We start from the raw sequence: 17,463 nt of genomic DNA, 5'->3' as shown, positions 1-17,463 counted from the left end.
GACAACCGCCAAAAACGGCAACCAGCCGCAAACCCATATCAATCAAGGATGTAGCTTTCCGGACGAGCTTCGGACTTGGTCCGGAGAAAACAGAGAATCTGGGGGGCAAACAGAGAATGAAAGGCGGGAAAAGAGGGAGATTCAGGCGGGTGGAGAACGGGTCGTAAAAGATGTGAAACTGGCGCAAACCCTTTGAAAACAAGGGGAAATAGAAAACCCGTCGTCCCGGAGAATAACCCCGGAGAGACGGGTTGTCTTTTTTCAAATGGTGGAGGCGGTGGGAGTCGAACCCACGTCCGAGAAGCTTCGGACAAGGCTTCTACAGGCTTAGACCAGGTTTTAACATCTCGTCTTTAGGTTAGCCCCTGGTCAGGCACCTAAAGACCGGTCTGGATTTATTTTCACCTTTGGCCCTCCAGACAAAAACCAAAGGCTAGCCTGATGCCTATTCCGCCTTTATCCTCCCCTCAGGCAAGAGAAGATAAAGACGCTCGCTTTAATTAAGCAGCGAGAGCGTATTCGTAATTATCGTTGGCATTTATTATTTCGCTGCGTGTTTTACGAGGACCTCGCAGCACCTCGGCCTGCAACCTTGACCTACAAATCTCCCCGTCGAAACCATTTCGCCCCCAGGCGAAATTTATATCTAAAAGAACTAATCTCTAAATAAACATTCTTTGTTCTGTAGGCAAGCCCAAAAACAAAAAGAGCCCCTTTTTAGGGCTCTTTTTATCCTCTGGTAGCGAGGGAGGGACTTGAACCCCCGACTCTGCGGATATGAGCCGCATGCTCTAACCAGCTGAGCTACCTCGCCGTAGGAGAAGACTCTTTACCTTTTTTTAAAAAAAAATCAAGAAAAAATTTTTCACTTAAAATTTTATCCTTTTATTTAAAACTAATTGGACTCAATGAATTTTTCTTAAAGAAATCTTTGCTTAACTACTAAAAAAATTTATAAAGGAATATAAATCTTTACTATTAAAAAATACTTATGTAATATTTATTCAAATTTTTAAGGAGGTGAATAGTGAAGATTAAAAATTTCTTAATCCTAGGAGTAAGTGCTATCTTTCTCTTCCAAACCATGTCCTGTGGATATTTTATCTATCCTGAACGCAGGGGACAAACTGGAGGAAAAATTGATACTTCCATTGCTATTCTGGATGCTATAGGTCTATTATTTTTCCTGATTCCAGGCCTTATCGCCTTTGCTGTAGACTTTTCTTCAGGTACCATTTATCTACCAAATACCAATAAAAATACCAAGAAAAGTGCCTTGGATAACTCCTATCCCCTTTTAAGCTATGAAACCCATGATCAAAACCTTTCTAAAGAAGAAATAGAAGAAGTGGTTTTTAAGTTAACGGGTAAAAAAATAGACCTGGATGCCCCTGAAGTAAAAATTAGCAAACTAAAAAATCTCAATCAGGCCATTATAGAAATAAGTAAAGCCAATGCACAATTAAACTTAGTCCACAAATAAAAAAAGGGAGCTTAAGCTCCCTTTTTTATACTATATTTATCTCAATTTTACTTGGTATTGCCTATTACTCCCTCTACAAACCAATCCATGCCCAAAAGCTCTTGGTCACTAGCTACCTTTCCAGCAGGAATTCTAATCTTGCCCTGTTGATCTTTAATAGGACCTGTAAAAACCTTAAATTTACCTTTCTTAATTTCCTCTTTTATCTTCAATACCTTTTCCTTTATCTTTTCAGGCACCATAGGCCCAAAAGGAGATAACCCTACAACTCCTTTTTCCAGTCCATACCAGATATCCCTGCTCTTAAACTTACCTGCTTTTACTTCTTCAACGATTTCCTTATAAATGGGAGTCCAATTCCACACTGCTGCTACTAAATGAGCCTTGGGAGCGAATTGGGCCATATCAGAATTATAACCTATAGAATACACTCCAGCTTCCTGAGCTGCTTCCTGGGTTGCTGGAGAATCCTGATGCTGAGTCAAAACATCAGCCCCTACATCCAGTAAACTTTTGGCAGCTTCTTTTTCTGTAGCAGGGTCATACCAGGTTTTAGTCCAGACCACTCTAACCTGGACCTTGGGATTAACGCTCCTGGCTCCCAGAGTAAAAGCGTTAATACCTCTTATAACTTCAGGAATAGGAAAGGCTGCTACATAACCCAGGATATTGGATTTAGTCATCATTCCAGCCACAATACCGCTTAAATATCTGGCCTGATACATTCTGCCAAAATAAGTACCCATATTTTTAGCCCGTTTAAACCCAGAACAGTGCATAAAAACTGTTTGAGGAAACTTTTGAGCTATCTTATACATGGAGTCCATATAACCATAACTAGTACCAAAGATTATATCATAGCCTTTTCTGGCCATATTTAAAATAACCCTCTCGGCATCACTGCCTTCTGGTACTGCTTCAACATAAGAAGTAGTAACCCCTTCCATCTTCTCCAGTGCCTGTCTTCCCAGGTCATGGGCATAAGACCATCCAGCATCTCCAATGGGAGAAACATAAATAAAACCTACTTTAAGCTCTTTGGCCCAAGCTGAGGATAACCCCAAGACCAAAAAAGCCATCCCAACAACCAGAAAAAACAAACTTCTCTTCATAAAACCACCTCTCCTCTTTTTTTTATGGGCTAGCCATATAGTTTGTTTTTCATTTTAGCAAGAAAAGAAAAAGGGAGTAATCTCTTAACTTAAGATTACTCCCTTAAACCAAGTCTTCACCCTTCCCCCTTCCTAAACGGGGAATTTTATTCTTCTAAAGTAGAAGTATCTCCTACCTCTTGTCCCAATTCTTGAGCTTTTAAGACCCTGCGCATAATCTTACCACTTCTGGTCTTGGGCAATTTGTCTCTAATTTCAATACTTTTAATGACAGCTACTGGGCCTAATTCCTTACGTACATGCCCCTTTAATTCTTTAATTAACTCGTCTGTATCTTCTACTTCTGCATCAGCACTCAAAATTACAAAAGCCTTGGCCACTTCACCTTTAATAGGATCAGGAATACCTATAACTGCCGCCTCAGCTACTGCCCTATGAGATACCAAAGCACTTTCTAACTCAGCTGTTCCCACTCTATGTCCAGCAATATTCAAAACATCATCAGCTCTACCTTGAATCCAAAAATAGCCATCCTCATCTTTTCTGGCTACATCCCCGGCTAAATACCACCCAGGGAACTTTTCCCAGTAAGTTTTTTTGTACCTCTCCGGATCGTTATAAAGGGTTCTCAACATAGAAGGCCAGGGCTTTTTAATAACCAGAAGTCCACCTTTTCCTGGAGGCAAGGAATTACCTTCTTCATCTACCACATCAGCAAAAATCCCTGGTAAAGGTTTGGTCGCCGAACCTGGCTTTAGCAGGGTAATAGGTAAAGGACTAATCATAAAAGAACCTGTTTCTGTCTGCCACCAGGTGTCCATAATAGGACACACCTCCCTACCCACATTTTTATAAAACCAAACCCAGGCCTCTGGATTGATGGGCTCACCCACAGAACCTAAAAGCCTTAAGGTAGATAAGTCGTGTTTCTTGGGATATTGAGAGCCAAAACGCATCAGCATCCTCACCAAAGTAGGCGCAGTATAAAAAATGGTCACTCCATACCTAGACACCATATCCCAAAGCCTATCTGCCTGAGGATAAAGAGGATGTCCTTCGTAAATTACTGTGGTAGTCCCAGCCATAAGAGGTCCGTATACCACATAGCTATGGCCAGTAATCCAGCCCACATCAGCAGTACACCAGAAAATATCTGTAGGTTTAATATCAAAAACCCACATCAAAGAACGATATACCCCCACCATATATCCACCATGGGTATGTACAATACCTTTAGGTTTACCCGTGGTACCAGAACTATAGAGTAAAAAGAGCATATCCTCTGAATCCATTACTTCAGTGGGGCACTCTGGACTTTCCTGCCTTACCAAGTCTTCATACCAAATATCCCTGGCATCTACCATTTCCACATCCACATTGGCTCTGTGTACTACCACTACTGTTTCCACACAATCACAACCCTGGGTAAGGGCTTCATCCACTACTGTTTTTAAATTTATTACCCGCCCATTGCGATAAAATCCATCTGCAGTAATGACCAATTTCGCCCTAGCATCTTGAATTCTATCTCGCAGGGCCTTAGCAGAAAACCCCGCAAAAACCATACTGTGAATAGCACCAATCTTGGCCACTGCCAAAAGTGCAATTACGGTCTCTGGTAAAGGTGGCATGTAGAGTACCACCCTATCACCTTTTTTAATACCCAGAGCCTTTAATCCATTGGCAAAACGATTTACAGCCCTATAAAGCTCATAATAAGTAAGCTTTTTTGTATCTCCAGGCTCTCCTTCCCAGATAAGAGCCAATTTATTTTTATTTACTGTCTCAATATGTCTATCCAGGGCATTATAAACGATATTACACTTGGCTCCCACAAACCACTTATAAAAAGGAGCCTCTGAGTCATCTAACACTTTATCCCATTTTTTAAACCAATTTAATTCTTTGGCAGCTTCTTCCCAGTATTCTAGATAATTATCTTCAGCCTTTTTAATGGCTTCTTCATATTCTTGGGGATTCACATTGGCTTCAATTACCAATTGAGGCAAAGGTCTAAATACTCGCTCTTCTTTTAATAAAGCGTCTAGAGCACCTTTACTTTCCATATTATTTCCTCCTTTTTCCAAGACCCCATCAAAGGTCTCTCGTTAACCTTGTTCTTAAATTTTTAGGAACAAGGCAAATATAAATAAAGTAAAATAAAAAAAAAGACTTTTATCGATTAAAGGTTTAAACACATAGTTAAATGGTAAAAGGCTTAAAGACCCAAAATCTCTTTTAACTCCCCTATTCTGCGCCTGCTAATGGGCAACTCTATTTTTTTCTTACCTGTGGTGCGCAACATAAAATTGCTTCCAGGTAAAGAAGCTATCTCTGTAACCATTTCCAGATTTACCAAATACTTACGATGAATTCTAAAAAAGCCATAAGGAGTGAGTTTCTTTTCTAAATTTTTCAATCTATAGGAGGTAAGATACCTTTCTCCTGGAGTATGGACATAACTATAATCTTCATAAGCTTCCACAAATACAATTTGATGATAAGGTACCAAGATAAGCTTGCCATCCTGATTGATGGGCAACTTTTCCAGGTCCTTAATCTTCCTTTCTTTAAAGCTCCAGGCCTTTCTCAAAGCCTGCAGAATATCCTCCTGTTCTTCTTCTTTTAAGTCCAAATGTACAGTATCCTGCTCTTCTGCTTTTTGAGCCTGGACAATATGTTCTGGGGGCTCCAGTAAATACTCTACCCTTTCAATAGTCTTGATTAGTCTCTCTCGAATAAAGGGCCACACCAAATAATCTATTGCTCCCACTTCAAAGGCCTTAAAGGCCAAAGTCTCATCTTGGGCAATAAAAGCAATCTTGGGTCTTTTCTTGCGTTGATTTAAAATTTGCGCCAGTTCAAATCCATCTACTCCACCACTTAAATCAGTAGTAGCCAAAAAGAGATCATAGGGTATGTTTTCCAGAAGCTCCAAGGCCTCAAAAGCAGTCTTTGCTTCTCCTAAAATTTTAACTCTTTTCTCTTTGGCCAAAAAATCTCTAATAGTTTCTGAAATTTCTTGATCTGGAACAACCAACAAAAGTTTTATTTCCATATTTCTTCTCCGCCTCTTTTGTTTATTTAATAAAAAAAAACTCCCCTTGGCAACCACTAAAACCGAAAAGTTTCTACCTTCCAACGATGATAAATTTTGCCAGATTTGAAGGCCTTTTATCTTAAAAGCAATTGACTTTAATGCATTTTTGCTTTAAATAAGTGCTTAAAAAATAAACCTAAAGCCAACCAAGGAGGCAAACCATGGCTAAACTATTGCGTATTAATACCAAAACTAAGGAAGTCTCTTTTGAAGAACTGGGAGGAGAGCTAAACCTTCTGGGTGGTAGAGCCTTAACCTCTAAGTTAATTCGCAAAGAGGTTCCTCCTACCTGTCATCCTCTGGGAAAAGATAATAAACTCATTGTAGCCACAGGTCTTTTAAGTGGAACTCCTCTAGCCAATTCAGGAAGAATTTCTGTGGGCGGTAAATCTCCTCTAACTGGTGGCATAAAAGAAGCCAATGCTGGTGGAACCTTTTCTCAAAAAATGGCCAAACTGGGCATAAGAGGCATTGTTTTAGAAGACAAACCAGAAGAAAAGTCCACTCGCATTATCTACCTAGACAAAGATGGAGTAAAAATAGAAGACATGCCTGAGTTAGCAGGCCTTGGCACCTATGCCACTGCAGAGAAACTCTTTGCCAAGTACGGCAAAAAAGTGGGGATTTTAGTTATTGGCCCTGCAGGAGAGGACTTACGCTTGGGAGCATCCATTCAATTTACTGACCCCAAGGGAAGACCTGCCAGAGCAGCTGGTAGAGGTGGTTTAGGCGCAGTAATGGGCTCTAAAGGCATCAAGGCCATTGTGGTAAATGACGAAGGCGCTCCTGGAACAGAAATAGTAGACAAAGAGACCTTTAAGGCAGCAGCCAAACGCTGGGCTGAAATTTTAACCAATCATGCAGTTACAGGCCAGGGGCTTCCTTCCTTTGGCACCTCCATTTTAATCAATATTATCAACGAAGCAGGGGCCCTGCCCACCAAAAACTTCCGCTTTGGCCGTTTTGACAAAGCTCAAGAGGTAAGTGGCGAAAAAATGGTGGAAATCATTAACAAAAGAGGAGGCGTAGCCAAAGAAGGTTGCCATCCAGGCTGTATTATCCAGTGCTCTCAATCTTATGTGGATGAAAAGGGAGAATACATAACTTCTGGTTTTGAATATGAAACAGTCTGGGCTTTAGGCCCCAACACTTTGATAGATAACCTAGACCATCTAGCCCAGTTGGACAGGCTCTGTGATGATTTGGGCCTGGATACCATTGAAATGGGCAACACCATTGCTGTAGCCATGGAAGCAGGCCTAATCCCCTGGGGTGATGGCCAGGCTGCCATAGACCTTTTGAAAAAAGTCTATGACTCCAAAGACTACCTGGGCAAGATTATTGCCAATGGAGCAACTTTCACAGGTGAGGCCTTAGGAGTAGAAAGAGTACCGGTGGTAAAAAGACAATCCCTGCCAGCCTATGACCCAAGGGCAGTAAAAGGTGTGGGCGTAACCTATGCTACCAGTCCCATGGGCGCAGACCATACTGCAGGTTATGCAGTATGCCAAAACATCTTAAAAGTAGGTGGAGATATTAATCCTCTGGGTAAAGAAGGAAATGTAGAAGTCTCCAAAAACCTACAAATCGCCACTGCAGCCATAGATTCTACGGGCTTCTGCCTGTTTGTGGCCTTTGCTGTTTTGGATACAGAAGATGCCCTGGAGACTATAGCCAAGCTAATTTCTGCCAAAGTAGGTCAAAACATCACTGTAGATGATATTGTCAACCTCGGTATAAGCGTACTTAAGGATGAGTACTCTTTTAACCAGGATGCAGGCTTTACCAAAGCTCAAGACCAGTTACCTGACTTCTTTATCAATGAACCTTTGCCTCCTCATAATACTGTCTGGGATTTTAGCATTGAAGAATTACAACAAGCTAAGGTATTATAATCTCACAAAATAAAAAAGGGGTTGGGAATCTTTTCCCAGCCCTTTTAAAAAGCTAAACCATGTTAGAAGTAAAATGCTTTGCCACCTTACATGAATACACCCCGGACCAGGGCAAGCTGGAATTTACCCCTGGGATGACCGTACAAGAGGTGATAAAAAGGTTAAATATTCCCTTAGAAGAAGTAAAAGTGGTGTTTGTAAACGGAGGGCATGCTTCTCTAGACACACCTTTACAAGATGGGGATAGAATTGGCATTTTCCCAGCTGTAGGAGGAGGATAATTTTTGAGTAAAGTTAATTTTTTAGCCTGGGAAAATCTTGCTTCTTTATTAGAAAAATCATCCCTCTCTTCTCTTCTTCACCAAAACCTTTTACCCTTGGGCTTAAAAAAGAATTTTAAGGCCCTAAGTATAGAAGAACAAAAAAAACTCCTGCAAAGCAAGGTATTGGTCGTAGGTTGTGGTGGGCTTGGAGGCTATGTCTTAGAACTCTTGGCTAGAAGTGGAGTGGGAAAACTTGTCTTTGCAGATGGTGATACTTTTGAAGAGACCAATTTAAACCGCCAATTGTTTTCCACCCTTAAAAACCTGGGCCAAAACAAGGCCTTAGAAGCTAAAAAAAGGCTGCAAACTATTTTTCCCTTTCTTCAGTTAACCCCCCTAGACTACTTTTTAACTGAGCAGGATTTAGAAACTCAAATATCCCAGGTAGACCTGGTAATAGATTGTCTGGGAGGTATAGGCTTTAAACCAGTTTTAATCCAAAAATGCCAGCAAAAAAACATTCCCATTGTTACAGGAGCCATTGCTGGCTTTGAAGGTTTTTTAAGTACTGTTCTACCACAAAGCAAAGCTCCTCTAGCCTTTTACCAGGGTAGTCAAGAAGAAGGTGCAGAAAACACCCTGGGGTCCCCAGCACCTATGGTAAGCCTGATAGCTACCTTACAAAGCGCAGAAGCCATTTCCTTTTTAAGAAAACAAAAATTTCACCTGGTAAATAAAGTTTTTTATGTCTCTTTGACTGACTTTATCTTTGAAACTTATTCTCTTTAACCTCTAATTATCTTTTATTTTTTCTAATACAAAAACATCTTAAAAATATATCCTATTTTTCCATTACAAACTTGTTTTCATCATAAAAATTTGCTACCATATAAAAAATAAAAATTTTTAAAAATATCTGCTCAATAGGAGAATAAAATATGAAACTCCCAATTTCTTTATATTGGTTGTTATTTTTCCTTTTAGGGACAAGTCAGCTTGCCTGGTCCAACTTTTTACCTTTGATTGAGCTCTGGCAGGCTCAAGGATTTTGTTTAGAAAATCCAGAATATGAACAGGACTATATTCAATTTAAGGGCAAAAATGTGTATGGAGCTTATTGGCAATGCAACAATTAATTAACTTTAGGGGGTAGTGAGAATTAGGTTTTAACCCCAAACCTCTAACTACCCCCAAGTCAAAAACAACTCCAATATTTCCCTTTCCTTCCTGCACCCCCTTGTTTTAAGCCTAGACTATTAAAAAAAATTAGCCTAAAAGATTATTCTCAAAAAATCTGAAAGGAAATCTCAATGAAAATACTCTTAGCCACATCCAACAAAGGAAAAATAAGGGAAATCCAGAGTCTTCTCTCTACCACTGGAGATTTTGAAGTAGTTGGTTTAGACCAGTTCAATTTAGGAGATATCCCAGAGACAGGCACAACTTTTCTGGAAAATGCCTTGCTTAAAGCTAAAACTGCCAGTGAAAAAACCGGGCTTATTACCTTAGCTGATGACTCTGGTCTAGTAGTGCCCTACCTGGGAGGAGAGCCTGGAGTTTATTCGGCCAGGTATAGCGGAGAAGATGCCACTGATGCAAAAAACAATGCAAAACTTTTAGAGAAGTTAAAGGGAGTACCCTTAGAAAAACGCCAGGCTTTTTTTGTCTGCGTATTGGTAGCGTACGCACCTCAAGGTAAGTATTTTTGGGTAGAAGGCAAATGGGAAGGACGCATTGCCTTTGAGCCCAGGGGAACTAAAGGCTTTGGTTATGACCCCATTTTTATTGACCTGGAAACAGGCAAACACGCCGCAGAAATGGACTTGGAAGAAAAAAATCAAAAAAGCCATCGGGGTAAGGCCTTGCAGGAGTTTCTAAAAAAATGGCCTAAGTTTTTGACAGAAATTAAAGGAGAACTTTAATGTGTGGAATTATTGGCTATGTAGGACATAGACCAAGTGTACCTTTACTCATAGAAAGTCTACGCCGTTTGGAATACAGAGGCTATGATTCAGCTGGCCTGGCCTTTTGCTTAAACAATAAATTACAGGTCATAAAAAGTGAGGGCAAGTTAAGCAACTTAGAAAACAAATTAAATCAAAGCGAATTCTTCCTGGCTACCTCGGGTATTGGGCATACCAGATGGGCTACCCATGGTTTACCCATAGAAAAAAATGCCCATCCCCACTTGAGTATAGATGGCCGTTTTGCCCTGGTTCACAATGGAATTATTGAAAACTATGGGGAACTTAAAGAAAAATTAGAGAAAAAAGGCATTACCTTTTCCTCTGAAACAGATACAGAGGTATTGGTGCAACTAATTGCCCATTATGTAAGAAAGGGAGATTCTATTCTCCAGGCAATCTCTAAAAGCCTAAAAGAGGTAGAAGGCTCTTATGCCTTTGCCCTTATTGAATGCTCTCAACCCGATAAAATGTGGGTAGGAAGACATTCCAGTCCTCTTATCCTGGGGCTGGGACAGGGAGAAAATTTTGTAGCTTCTGATATCCCTGCCTTCTTGCCCTACACCAGGGAAGTAATTTTTCTGGAAAACGAAGAAATAGCTGAAATCACCACTTCTTCTTATCAAGTCTATGATTTAGACCTAACCCCTTTAAATAAAAAAGTTACTACTATTAAGTGGGATATTCAGGCTGCGCAAAAAGGTGGTTTCAAACACTTTATGCTCAAGGAAATATTTGATCAGCCCCAGGTAATCAGGGATTGTTTAACCGGGAGAATCAACAAAAGCAAAAAAAGTGTTATTCTGCCAGAATTAGAAAACTTTCCCCTGCCTCATAAAATCCATATTATTGCCTGTGGCACCTCTTTTCATGCGGGCTTATGGGGAAAATATCTCCTGGAAGAACTGGCCCAAATTCCTGTGGAAGTGGATATTGCTTCAGAGTTTCGCTACCGTAAAGTTCCCTTAAGCCCCCAAGACCTGGTAATGGTCATCAGTCAAAGCGGAGAAACAGCAGACACTCTAGCTGCTCTAAGACTGGCTAAAGAAAAAAAACTCAAGGTCCTGGGACTGTGCAATGTGGTGGGCTCCAGTATTGCCAGAGAAGCAGATATTACCCTTTATACTCAAGCCGGACCAGAAATAAGCGTAGCCTCTACCAAAGCCATGTTAAGCCAGATGTTGACCCTTTTATTACTCACTCTTTTCTGGGGAAACAAGAAACAATTACTAACTTCTACTTTTCTGGAAAAGGCCATAACAGTTCTTAGCAATTTGCCAGAAATTTTAGAAGAACAACTTCCAGTACTTAAAAACACTGCTGAAGAACTGGCTCAAAAATACGCCTGGGCCAGAAGTTTCTTTTACTTAGGCCGGGGACTGGGATACCCCCTGGCTCTGGAAGGTGCTTTAAAACTAAAAGAAATCTCCTACATTCACGCTGAAGGCTATGCTGCAGGTGAAATGAAGCACGGCCCCATTGCCCTTATTGACCCAGATTTTCCCACTTTTGCTTTGGCTTTAGAAGATGAACTCTTAAGCAAAGTGGTGTCCAACTTAAAAGAGGTCCAGGCCAGGGGTGGAAAAATAATTGCTCTAACCACTCCAGAGGTTAAAGTAGAAGCAACAGACCTTTGGACTGTGCCTTTTTTAGAAGCGCCCTTTAATTCCTTTTTGGCCTTGCCAGCTCTACAACTATTTGCTTATGAAATGGCTGTGTACCTTGGTAAGGATGTAGATCAACCTCGCAATCTGGCCAAAAGCGTTACTGTAGAATGAAAAAACTACTCACCTTTTATTTTTTTTGTTCTTTTTTACTACTTTCTTCTCCTGCAGGAGGGCTATCCCTTTCTGCCCAATACCAAAAGCAAGTAAATTATTTCCACTATCTCTTAAAAAATCCTAAAAAAGCCAAATATAGAAGCACCTGGCTGACTTTAAGCAATAATTTTCTAAAAATATACAAAGCCACTCCCAAAAGTTCTCTAGGCACCAAAGCACTCTACTACGTAGGCAGAAGCTATGAAGAGCTGGGGAAACGCTCTCACTTAAAAAAAGATTTTCTAGAAGCCATTGATTACTTCCGCAGGGTTACCCTTCATTTTCCCCATCACAGCTGGAGTGATGATGCCCAATTAAAAATTGCCAAAATATACCTATATCATCTAAAAGATGAGCCACATGCCTATGTAGAGCTCTTAAAAGTTGTTTATTCCTATCCTCAAGGAGACAAACAAAAGGAAGCCCAACAAATACTGGAGAAACTAGACCACAAAAAAATCGCCCAGAATAAAAAAAACAATTCTACTCAAAAACTGGCCATATCTAAAGTAAGTACAAAAAAAACAAAACCCAAGACAATCCAGTTAACCAGCATAAGACATTGGTCCAGTGATGATTATACTAGAATCGTCTTAGACTTAGAAGATGAAACTAAATATTTCTACAAATTATTAAATCCAGACCCCAAACTACACACTCCCTATCGCCTTTTTATTGACCTGGAAAATACCAACTTATCTTCCTCAGTACCTACTGAACAGGTTATTGCTGATGGTATCTTGAAAAAAGTAAGAGCAGCCAAGCATTCCACTCAAAAAACCAGAGTGGTTTTAGATATAGAAAATATCAAAGATTATCGTTTATTTTCCTTAAACAATCCTTACAGAATAGTTATTGATGTCTTTTCTGAAGAAAAAAAAGAACCTGCTTCTGCCAAAACTAAAATAAACCTAGACCCTAAAAAAAGAAAAGAAATTGCCAGTCAAAATCTCATTGAACAACTGGGCTTAAAAGTAAAAACTATTATGCTGGACGCAGGACATGGAGGAAAGGACCCTGGAGCCATAAGCCATGGAATTAAGGAAAAAGATATAAATTTAAGAATGGTCAAAATCCTGGGAAAACTTTTAAAGGAAAAAGGATTTAGAGTTATTTATACCCGAACTACAGATACTTTTATTCCCCTAGAAGAAAGAACAGCTATGGCCAATTCTAAAAAAGCTGACTTATTCATTTCCATTCATTGTAATGCGCATAGAAGCTCCAAAGTAAAGGGACTGGAAATTTATTATTTAAACCTGACCAAATCCAAAGATGCCTTACGGGTAGCTGCCAGGGAAAATGCCGTGTCTGAAAAAAGTATTAGTGATTTACAACTTATCTTAACTGAACTCATGTTAAATTCTAAAATTAGTGAATCCAGGGACCTGGCCAACCTGGTACGCAAGAGGTGTATTCAAAAGGCCAAAAAAGTATACCCTTCCCTTTTGGACCATGGAGTTAGAGAGGCGCCCTTTTACGTGTTGATGGGGGCAAAAATGCCAGCTATCTTAGTGGAAATTGGTTATCTAACCAATCCTTATGACCGTAAAAAAATGACCAGCTACTCCTACTTATCGGCTCTGGCCCAGGGATTGGTTCAGGGCATTTTGGCTTACAAACAGGAAGTAGAAAAAATCGCCAATCTGCCAGGAAGTACTACAGGCAGTTAAAAAGTTACCTCTCCACACCAATTGGAATTTAAAGCCCTGGGAACAAAGCTTAACCCCTTTTCACTATAGGCACAAATAAGCTTGCTGACCAGAGCTTCTCTGGTCATATCCCAGGCAGGTAAAACTCCCAAATGAGTCAAAACTTGCCCTGTGGCATAGGCTTGAGGACGCACCTTACCTTTTAAGCACTGGGTACGGTTAACAAAAAGAATCCCTTTTTCCCTGCCTTTTTCCAGGGCCCTTAAAAAGGCTTTATTATCCTCAGGTGCATTGCCACTACCAAAGGTTTCTAAAACAACCATCTGCACATCTTGAGTTGCAATCAACTGTTCCAGGGTTTCTCCAGAAAATCCTGGGAAAAGAGGAAAAATGAGTAAATTGGGGATAGTTATCTGCTTTACCCGCAATTTACACTCTTCTCTTAAAGGTGGTAAAAGAAGCTCTCTGTTGATTTTAAGCTCAATCCCCACCTCACCCAGAGGAGGAAAATTGGGAGAAGCAAAGGCAGCAAAACTATCTGCATCTACCTTACTGGCCCTTACTCCTCTTAGAAGCTTATTGCCAAAACAGATAACTACCTCTTTTAAATCCTTTTCTCTGGCCAATAAAAAAGAGGCAATGAGGTTCTCCCTGGCATCATTTCTGGTTTCAATGAGAGGAATTTGAGAGCCCGTAAAAATCACAGGTTTTCCTAAGCCTTGTAGCAAAAAAGCCACGGCTGAGGCTGTATAGGCCATGGTATCAGTGCCATGCAAAACCACAAATCCCTGGTAAGAAGAATAATGTTCATAGATGTCCTTAGCTATTTTAAACCAATCCCAGGGAGTCATATTAGAAGAATCCAGCAAAGGAGAGTATTCCAAGACATCAAAGGAAGGTAGTTCTCTGGCTTTTAATTCAGGAATCCTTTCTGCCAAAAGGGTTTTTAAATATCCCTTTTTAGGCTCATAGCCTTTTTCCCCTGGAACCATGCCGATGGTTCCTCCAGTATAGATTACTAAAATTTTCTCACTCAAAACACACCCTCCCCTCAACTTTAGCTAGTTTCACTTGACGAAGCCAGAGCCTAAAAGCTACTTTGTTTTTATACCCTGGTCAAAGGAGAAGTTTAGATGTTAATCAACAAATTTTCTTTAAAACAGGAATTTGAATTTCCTCAACTAAAAAAGTGGTTGAGTAAACGCAATGAATCCAACTTAGAAATAGAAGATAAAGTAAGAAAAATCATTGCTCAAGTAAAAGAAAACAAAGACCAAGCACTTCTGGAATATACCAGACAGTTTGATTGCCCTGACTTTTCTCTAACCAACTTAAAGGTAAGAGAAGAAGACCTAAACAAAGCTCTAAAGGAAATCCCTGCTGAAGATTTAGACATTATCCAGGAAGCTAAAGAAAATATCTGGGACTTTCATCTCAAACAAAAACAAAACTCCTGGTTTACTCCTCAGGAAGACGGAACTATCCTGGGACAAATAGTAAATCCTGTAAACAAGGCAGGACTTTACATTCCTGGAGGAAAAGGAGGAGAAACACCTCTTATTTCTTCTCTGTTAATGAATGCCATTCCAGCCCTGGTGGCAGGAGTAAAAGAAATACATCTGGTCTCCCCGCCCAGAAAAAATGGCAGTTTAAACCCCTATCTCTTGGCCACAGCCAAGATTTTAGGGTTAAAAGACATCTATGCTGTGGGTTCAGCCTGGGCCATTGCAGCTTTAGCCCTGGGTACTGAAACCATCCCAGCAGTAGATATTATCGTGGGGCCAGGAAATATTTTTGTGACTACAGCCAAAAAAATCCTCCAGGGACAAGTGGGAATTGACATGATTGCAGGTCCCAGTGAAATAACCATCCTGGCAGATAAAAAGGCCTCTCCTGCTTACCTGGCAGCAGACCTTCTCTCTCAAGCAGAGCACGACCCTCTGGCTGCCAGCATCCTGATTTCTCCTTCTCCCATCTTACTGGAAGCTGTGGAGATAGAGTTGCAAAGGCAACTGGACAATCTGTCCAGAAAAGACATTGCAGCTAAGTCCTTGCAAAACTGGGGAGCCCTTATTGAAGTGCCTTCTATTGAACAGGGCCTTAAGCTGGTAAATCTCATTGCCCCTGAACACTTTGAGTTTATTGTGGACAATCCCTGGGACTATTTGGGACAAATCAAAAATGCTGGAGCTGTTTTTCTGGGGGAATATACTCCAGAACCTGTAGGAGACTATTTTGCCGGTCCCAACCATGTCCTGCCTACCATGTCCACAGCCAGATTTGCCCAGGCCCTGAGCGTGGAAACATTTTACAAAAAAACAAGCTTAATTTATACTCCTAAGCATTATATCCAGAGGCAGGGTAAAAAAATAGCCCGTCTGGCCAGACTGGAAGGTCTGGAAGCCCATGCCAGAAGCGTTGAAATTAGATTACAAAATTAAGGAGTAGTTAAAATGAAAGTAATTTCCAGTACCAATATCCAGGAATATCCCCTTTATTCCAAAGGTAAGGTCAGGGATATCTACGAGTTGGATGAAGAACACTTGCTCATCATTACTACAGACCGCATGAGTGCCTTTGATGTGGTTATGCCCAATCCCATACCTTACAAAGGCGTTGTCCTGAACCAGATTACCATCTTCTGGATGGAAAAGTTTTCTTCTCTGGTAGACAATCACCTGGTGGAAACAGAAGTATCCAGATTTCCAGCCAAGCTACAAAAATATGGAGAAGAGCTGGAAGGAAGAAGCGTAATTGTAAAAAAAGCCAAACCCTTGCCCATTGAGTGTATTGTTCGGGGCTATATTACTGGCTCAGGCTGGAAAGACTATCAAAACACAGGTAAAGTCTGTGGTCATGTATTGCCAGACAATTTAAAAAAGTCAGATAAATTACCTAATCCTCTTTTTACTCCTTCTACCAAGGCAGAATTGGGAGAGCATGATGAAAATATAACCATTGCTCAGGCCAAGGCCAAAATAGGCGAAGGACTCTTTAAATTGGTAGAAGATATTTCCTTAAAAATTTACACTCAGGCCCAGGAGTACGCCCGCAGCAGAGGAATTATTATTGCTGATACCAAATTTGAGTTTGGTCTAAAGGATAAAAAGCTCCTGCTCATTGATGAAGTGCTGACCCCAGATTCCTCCAGATTCTGGCCTGCTGAAAGTTATACCCCTGGAAAAGACCAGCCCAGTTTTGATAAGCAGTATTTAAGAGACTGGCTTACTCAAAGTGGTTGGGACAAGACTCCACCTGCGCCCAACTTGCCTGAAGAAGTAATTGAAAAGACCAAAGAAAAATATCTCAAGGCCTATGAATTATTAACCGGTAAAAGTTTATTCTAAGTTAAAAAGGAGTTTTCACTATGTTGTTAAAAGATAAAAAAGCCCTAATTTTTGGTGTGGCCAATGAACGCTCCATTGCTTACGGGATAAGCAAAATTTTTAAAGAACAGGGAGCAAAACTAGCCTTTAGTTATCTGGGAGAAGCCCTGAAAAAAAGAGTAGAGCCTATTAGTGAACAACTGGGAGGAGATTTTATTTTTCCCTGCGATGTTAGCAAAGACGAAGACATCCTGGCAGCCAAAGAAATAGTGGTTGAAAAATGGGGCAATTTTGACATCCTGGTTCACTCAGTAGCCTTTGCTCAAAGGGAAGACTTACAGGGTCGCTTTATTGAAACTTCCAGAAAAGGCTTTCAAATTGCCCTGGATATCTCAGCCTACTCTCTGGTAAAACTCTGCCAGGATTTTGAAGAGTTGCTTAATCCTGGTGGCTCTGTTCTTACCATGACCTATTATGGTTCAGAAAAGGCAGTACCCAATTACAATGTAATGGGAGTGGCCAAGGCTGCTTTAGAGGCCAGTGTGCGCTACCTGGCAGTTGATTTGGGTGCCAAAAATATTCGTATTAATGCCATTAGCGCTGGCCCCATAAAAACCCTGGCTGCTTCTGGCATTAGTGGTTTTAAAACCATTCTTAAAACCATTGAAGAAAAAGCTCCCCTGGGACGCAACATAACTCAAGAAGATGTGGCCAAAACCGCTCTGTACCTGGCTTCAGACCTATCTTCTGGAGTTACAGGTGAGGTAATTTTTGTGGATGCTGGGTATAACATTTTAGGGCTATAAGATGAGTGGAGATTTAATCCTTTTAATAATTTTTCTCATTAT

The 17,463-nt window shown here is 40.6% G+C and carries 16 protein-coding genes, 1 tRNA gene and 1 other RNA gene; 12 read left to right on the top strand and 6 right to left on the bottom strand.

Annotated elements, in window-relative coordinates; translation table 11 throughout:
* Positions 1-196 (top strand): hypothetical protein (locus ACTCIM_RS05255; protein ID WP_472314264.1); only part of this gene is annotated, 196 nt, incomplete at its 5' end.
* A 70-nt stretch (positions 197-266) separates the two neighbouring features.
* Here ACTCIM_RS05255 and ssrA read toward each other — a convergent pair.
* Both ssrA and ACTCIM_RS05245 read right to left on the bottom strand, forming a co-directional pair.
* Positions 267-631, bottom strand: a transfer-messenger RNA (tmRNA) gene (ssrA, locus tag ACTCIM_RS05250).
* A gap of 106 nt (positions 632-737) precedes the next feature.
* Positions 738-814: transfer RNA gene (locus ACTCIM_RS05245), tRNA-Met, on the bottom strand.
* A 213-nt stretch (positions 815-1,027) separates the two neighbouring features.
* Between ACTCIM_RS05245 and ACTCIM_RS05240 the strand changes: the two genes are divergently transcribed.
* Positions 1,028-1,483, top strand: coding sequence for a hypothetical protein (locus ACTCIM_RS05240; RefSeq protein WP_464278409.1), 456 nt, complete (start codon positions 1,028-1,030; stop codon positions 1,481-1,483).
* 47 nt (positions 1,484-1,530) lie between these two features.
* On the opposite strand, the gene ACTCIM_RS05235 is transcribed toward ACTCIM_RS05240, so the two are convergent.
* From ACTCIM_RS05235 to ACTCIM_RS05225, 3 genes are all read right to left on the bottom strand, one after another.
* Positions 1,531-2,595 (bottom strand): BMP family ABC transporter substrate-binding protein, encoded by a 1,065-nt coding sequence (locus ACTCIM_RS05235; RefSeq protein ID WP_472314262.1) that lies wholly within the window; start codon positions 2,593-2,595, stop codon positions 1,531-1,533.
* 146 nt (positions 2,596-2,741) lie between these two features.
* Positions 2,742-4,661, bottom strand: a complete 1,920-nt coding sequence (acs, locus tag ACTCIM_RS05230; RefSeq protein ID WP_472314261.1) for an acetate--CoA ligase — start codon at positions 4,659-4,661, stop codon at positions 2,742-2,744.
* Positions 4,662-4,813: 152 nt separating this feature from the next.
* Positions 4,814-5,653, bottom strand: coding sequence for a LytR/AlgR family response regulator transcription factor (locus ACTCIM_RS05225; RefSeq protein ID WP_464278410.1), 840 nt, complete (start codon positions 5,651-5,653; stop codon positions 4,814-4,816).
* A gap of 203 nt (positions 5,654-5,856) precedes the next feature.
* On the opposite strand from ACTCIM_RS05225, the gene ACTCIM_RS05220 reads away from it, so the two are divergent.
* The 7 genes from ACTCIM_RS05220 (at position 5,857) to ACTCIM_RS05190 (ending at position 13,310) form a co-directional block, all read left to right on the top strand.
* Entirely contained in the window at positions 5,857-7,590 is a 1,734-nt protein-coding gene (locus tag ACTCIM_RS05220; RefSeq protein ID WP_472314259.1) for an aldehyde ferredoxin oxidoreductase family protein, read from the top strand.
* A gap of 59 nt (positions 7,591-7,649) precedes the next feature.
* On the top strand, positions 7,650-7,871 hold the full coding sequence (locus ACTCIM_RS05215; RefSeq protein WP_029966015.1) for a MoaD/ThiS family protein: 222 nt from the start codon (positions 7,650-7,652) through the stop codon (positions 7,869-7,871).
* 3 nt (positions 7,872-7,874) lie between these two features.
* Complete coding sequence (locus tag ACTCIM_RS05210) at positions 7,875-8,642, top strand: ThiF family adenylyltransferase (RefSeq protein WP_464278411.1); 768 nt, start codon at positions 7,875-7,877, stop codon at positions 8,640-8,642.
* 149 nt (positions 8,643-8,791) lie between these two features.
* A complete protein-coding gene (locus tag ACTCIM_RS05205) occupies positions 8,792-8,989 on the top strand; it encodes a hypothetical protein (RefSeq protein ID WP_464278412.1) in 198 nt (65 codons plus the stop codon).
* A gap of 174 nt (positions 8,990-9,163) precedes the next feature.
* Complete coding sequence (locus ACTCIM_RS05200) at positions 9,164-9,775, top strand: XTP/dITP diphosphatase (protein ID WP_464278413.1); 612 nt, start codon at positions 9,164-9,166, stop codon at positions 9,773-9,775.
* Positions 9,775-11,595 carry a glutamine--fructose-6-phosphate transaminase (isomerizing) gene (gene glmS / locus ACTCIM_RS05195; protein WP_472314257.1) on the top strand — a complete coding sequence of 607 codons (1,821 nt, stop codon included), beginning with the start codon at positions 9,775-9,777 and terminating at the stop codon, positions 11,593-11,595. Before ACTCIM_RS05200 ends, glmS begins: the two co-directional genes overlap by 1 nt.
* On the top strand, positions 11,592-13,310 hold the full coding sequence (locus tag ACTCIM_RS05190) for an N-acetylmuramoyl-L-alanine amidase (RefSeq protein ID WP_472314256.1): 1,719 nt from the start codon (positions 11,592-11,594) through the stop codon (positions 13,308-13,310). Before glmS ends, ACTCIM_RS05190 begins: the two co-directional genes overlap by 4 nt.
* On the opposite strand, the gene ACTCIM_RS05185 is transcribed toward ACTCIM_RS05190, so the two are convergent.
* A complete protein-coding gene (locus ACTCIM_RS05185; RefSeq protein WP_472314253.1) occupies positions 13,307-14,326 on the bottom strand; it encodes a type I asparaginase in 1,020 nt (339 codons plus the stop codon). The two genes, ACTCIM_RS05190 and ACTCIM_RS05185, sit on opposite strands and share 4 nt — an antisense overlap.
* Before the next feature lie 96 nt (positions 14,327-14,422).
* On the opposite strand from ACTCIM_RS05185, the gene hisD reads away from it, so the two are divergent.
* Genes hisD through ACTCIM_RS05170 form a run of 3 tightly spaced genes read left to right on the top strand, consistent with a single transcriptional unit; the run spans position 14,423 to position 17,421 of the window.
* A complete protein-coding gene (hisD, locus tag ACTCIM_RS05180) occupies positions 14,423-15,730 on the top strand; it encodes a histidinol dehydrogenase (protein WP_464278419.1) in 1,308 nt (435 codons plus the stop codon).
* 12 nt (positions 15,731-15,742) lie between these two features.
* Positions 15,743-16,636: a phosphoribosylaminoimidazolesuccinocarboxamide synthase gene (locus ACTCIM_RS05175; protein ID WP_464278420.1), complete on the top strand. Its 894-nt coding sequence runs from the start codon at positions 15,743-15,745 to the stop codon at positions 16,634-16,636.
* A gap of 20 nt (positions 16,637-16,656) precedes the next feature.
* Positions 16,657-17,421 carry an SDR family oxidoreductase gene (locus ACTCIM_RS05170; RefSeq protein WP_029965962.1) on the top strand — a complete coding sequence of 255 codons (765 nt, stop codon included), beginning with the start codon at positions 16,657-16,659 and terminating at the stop codon, positions 17,419-17,421.
* Positions 17,422-17,463: the final 42 nt, after the last annotated feature.

This window comes from Desulfonauticus sp. (assembly GCF_055126295.1).
The sequence above is the reverse complement of the archived record's forward strand: the minus strand, read 5'-3'. Positions and strand labels throughout refer to the sequence as shown.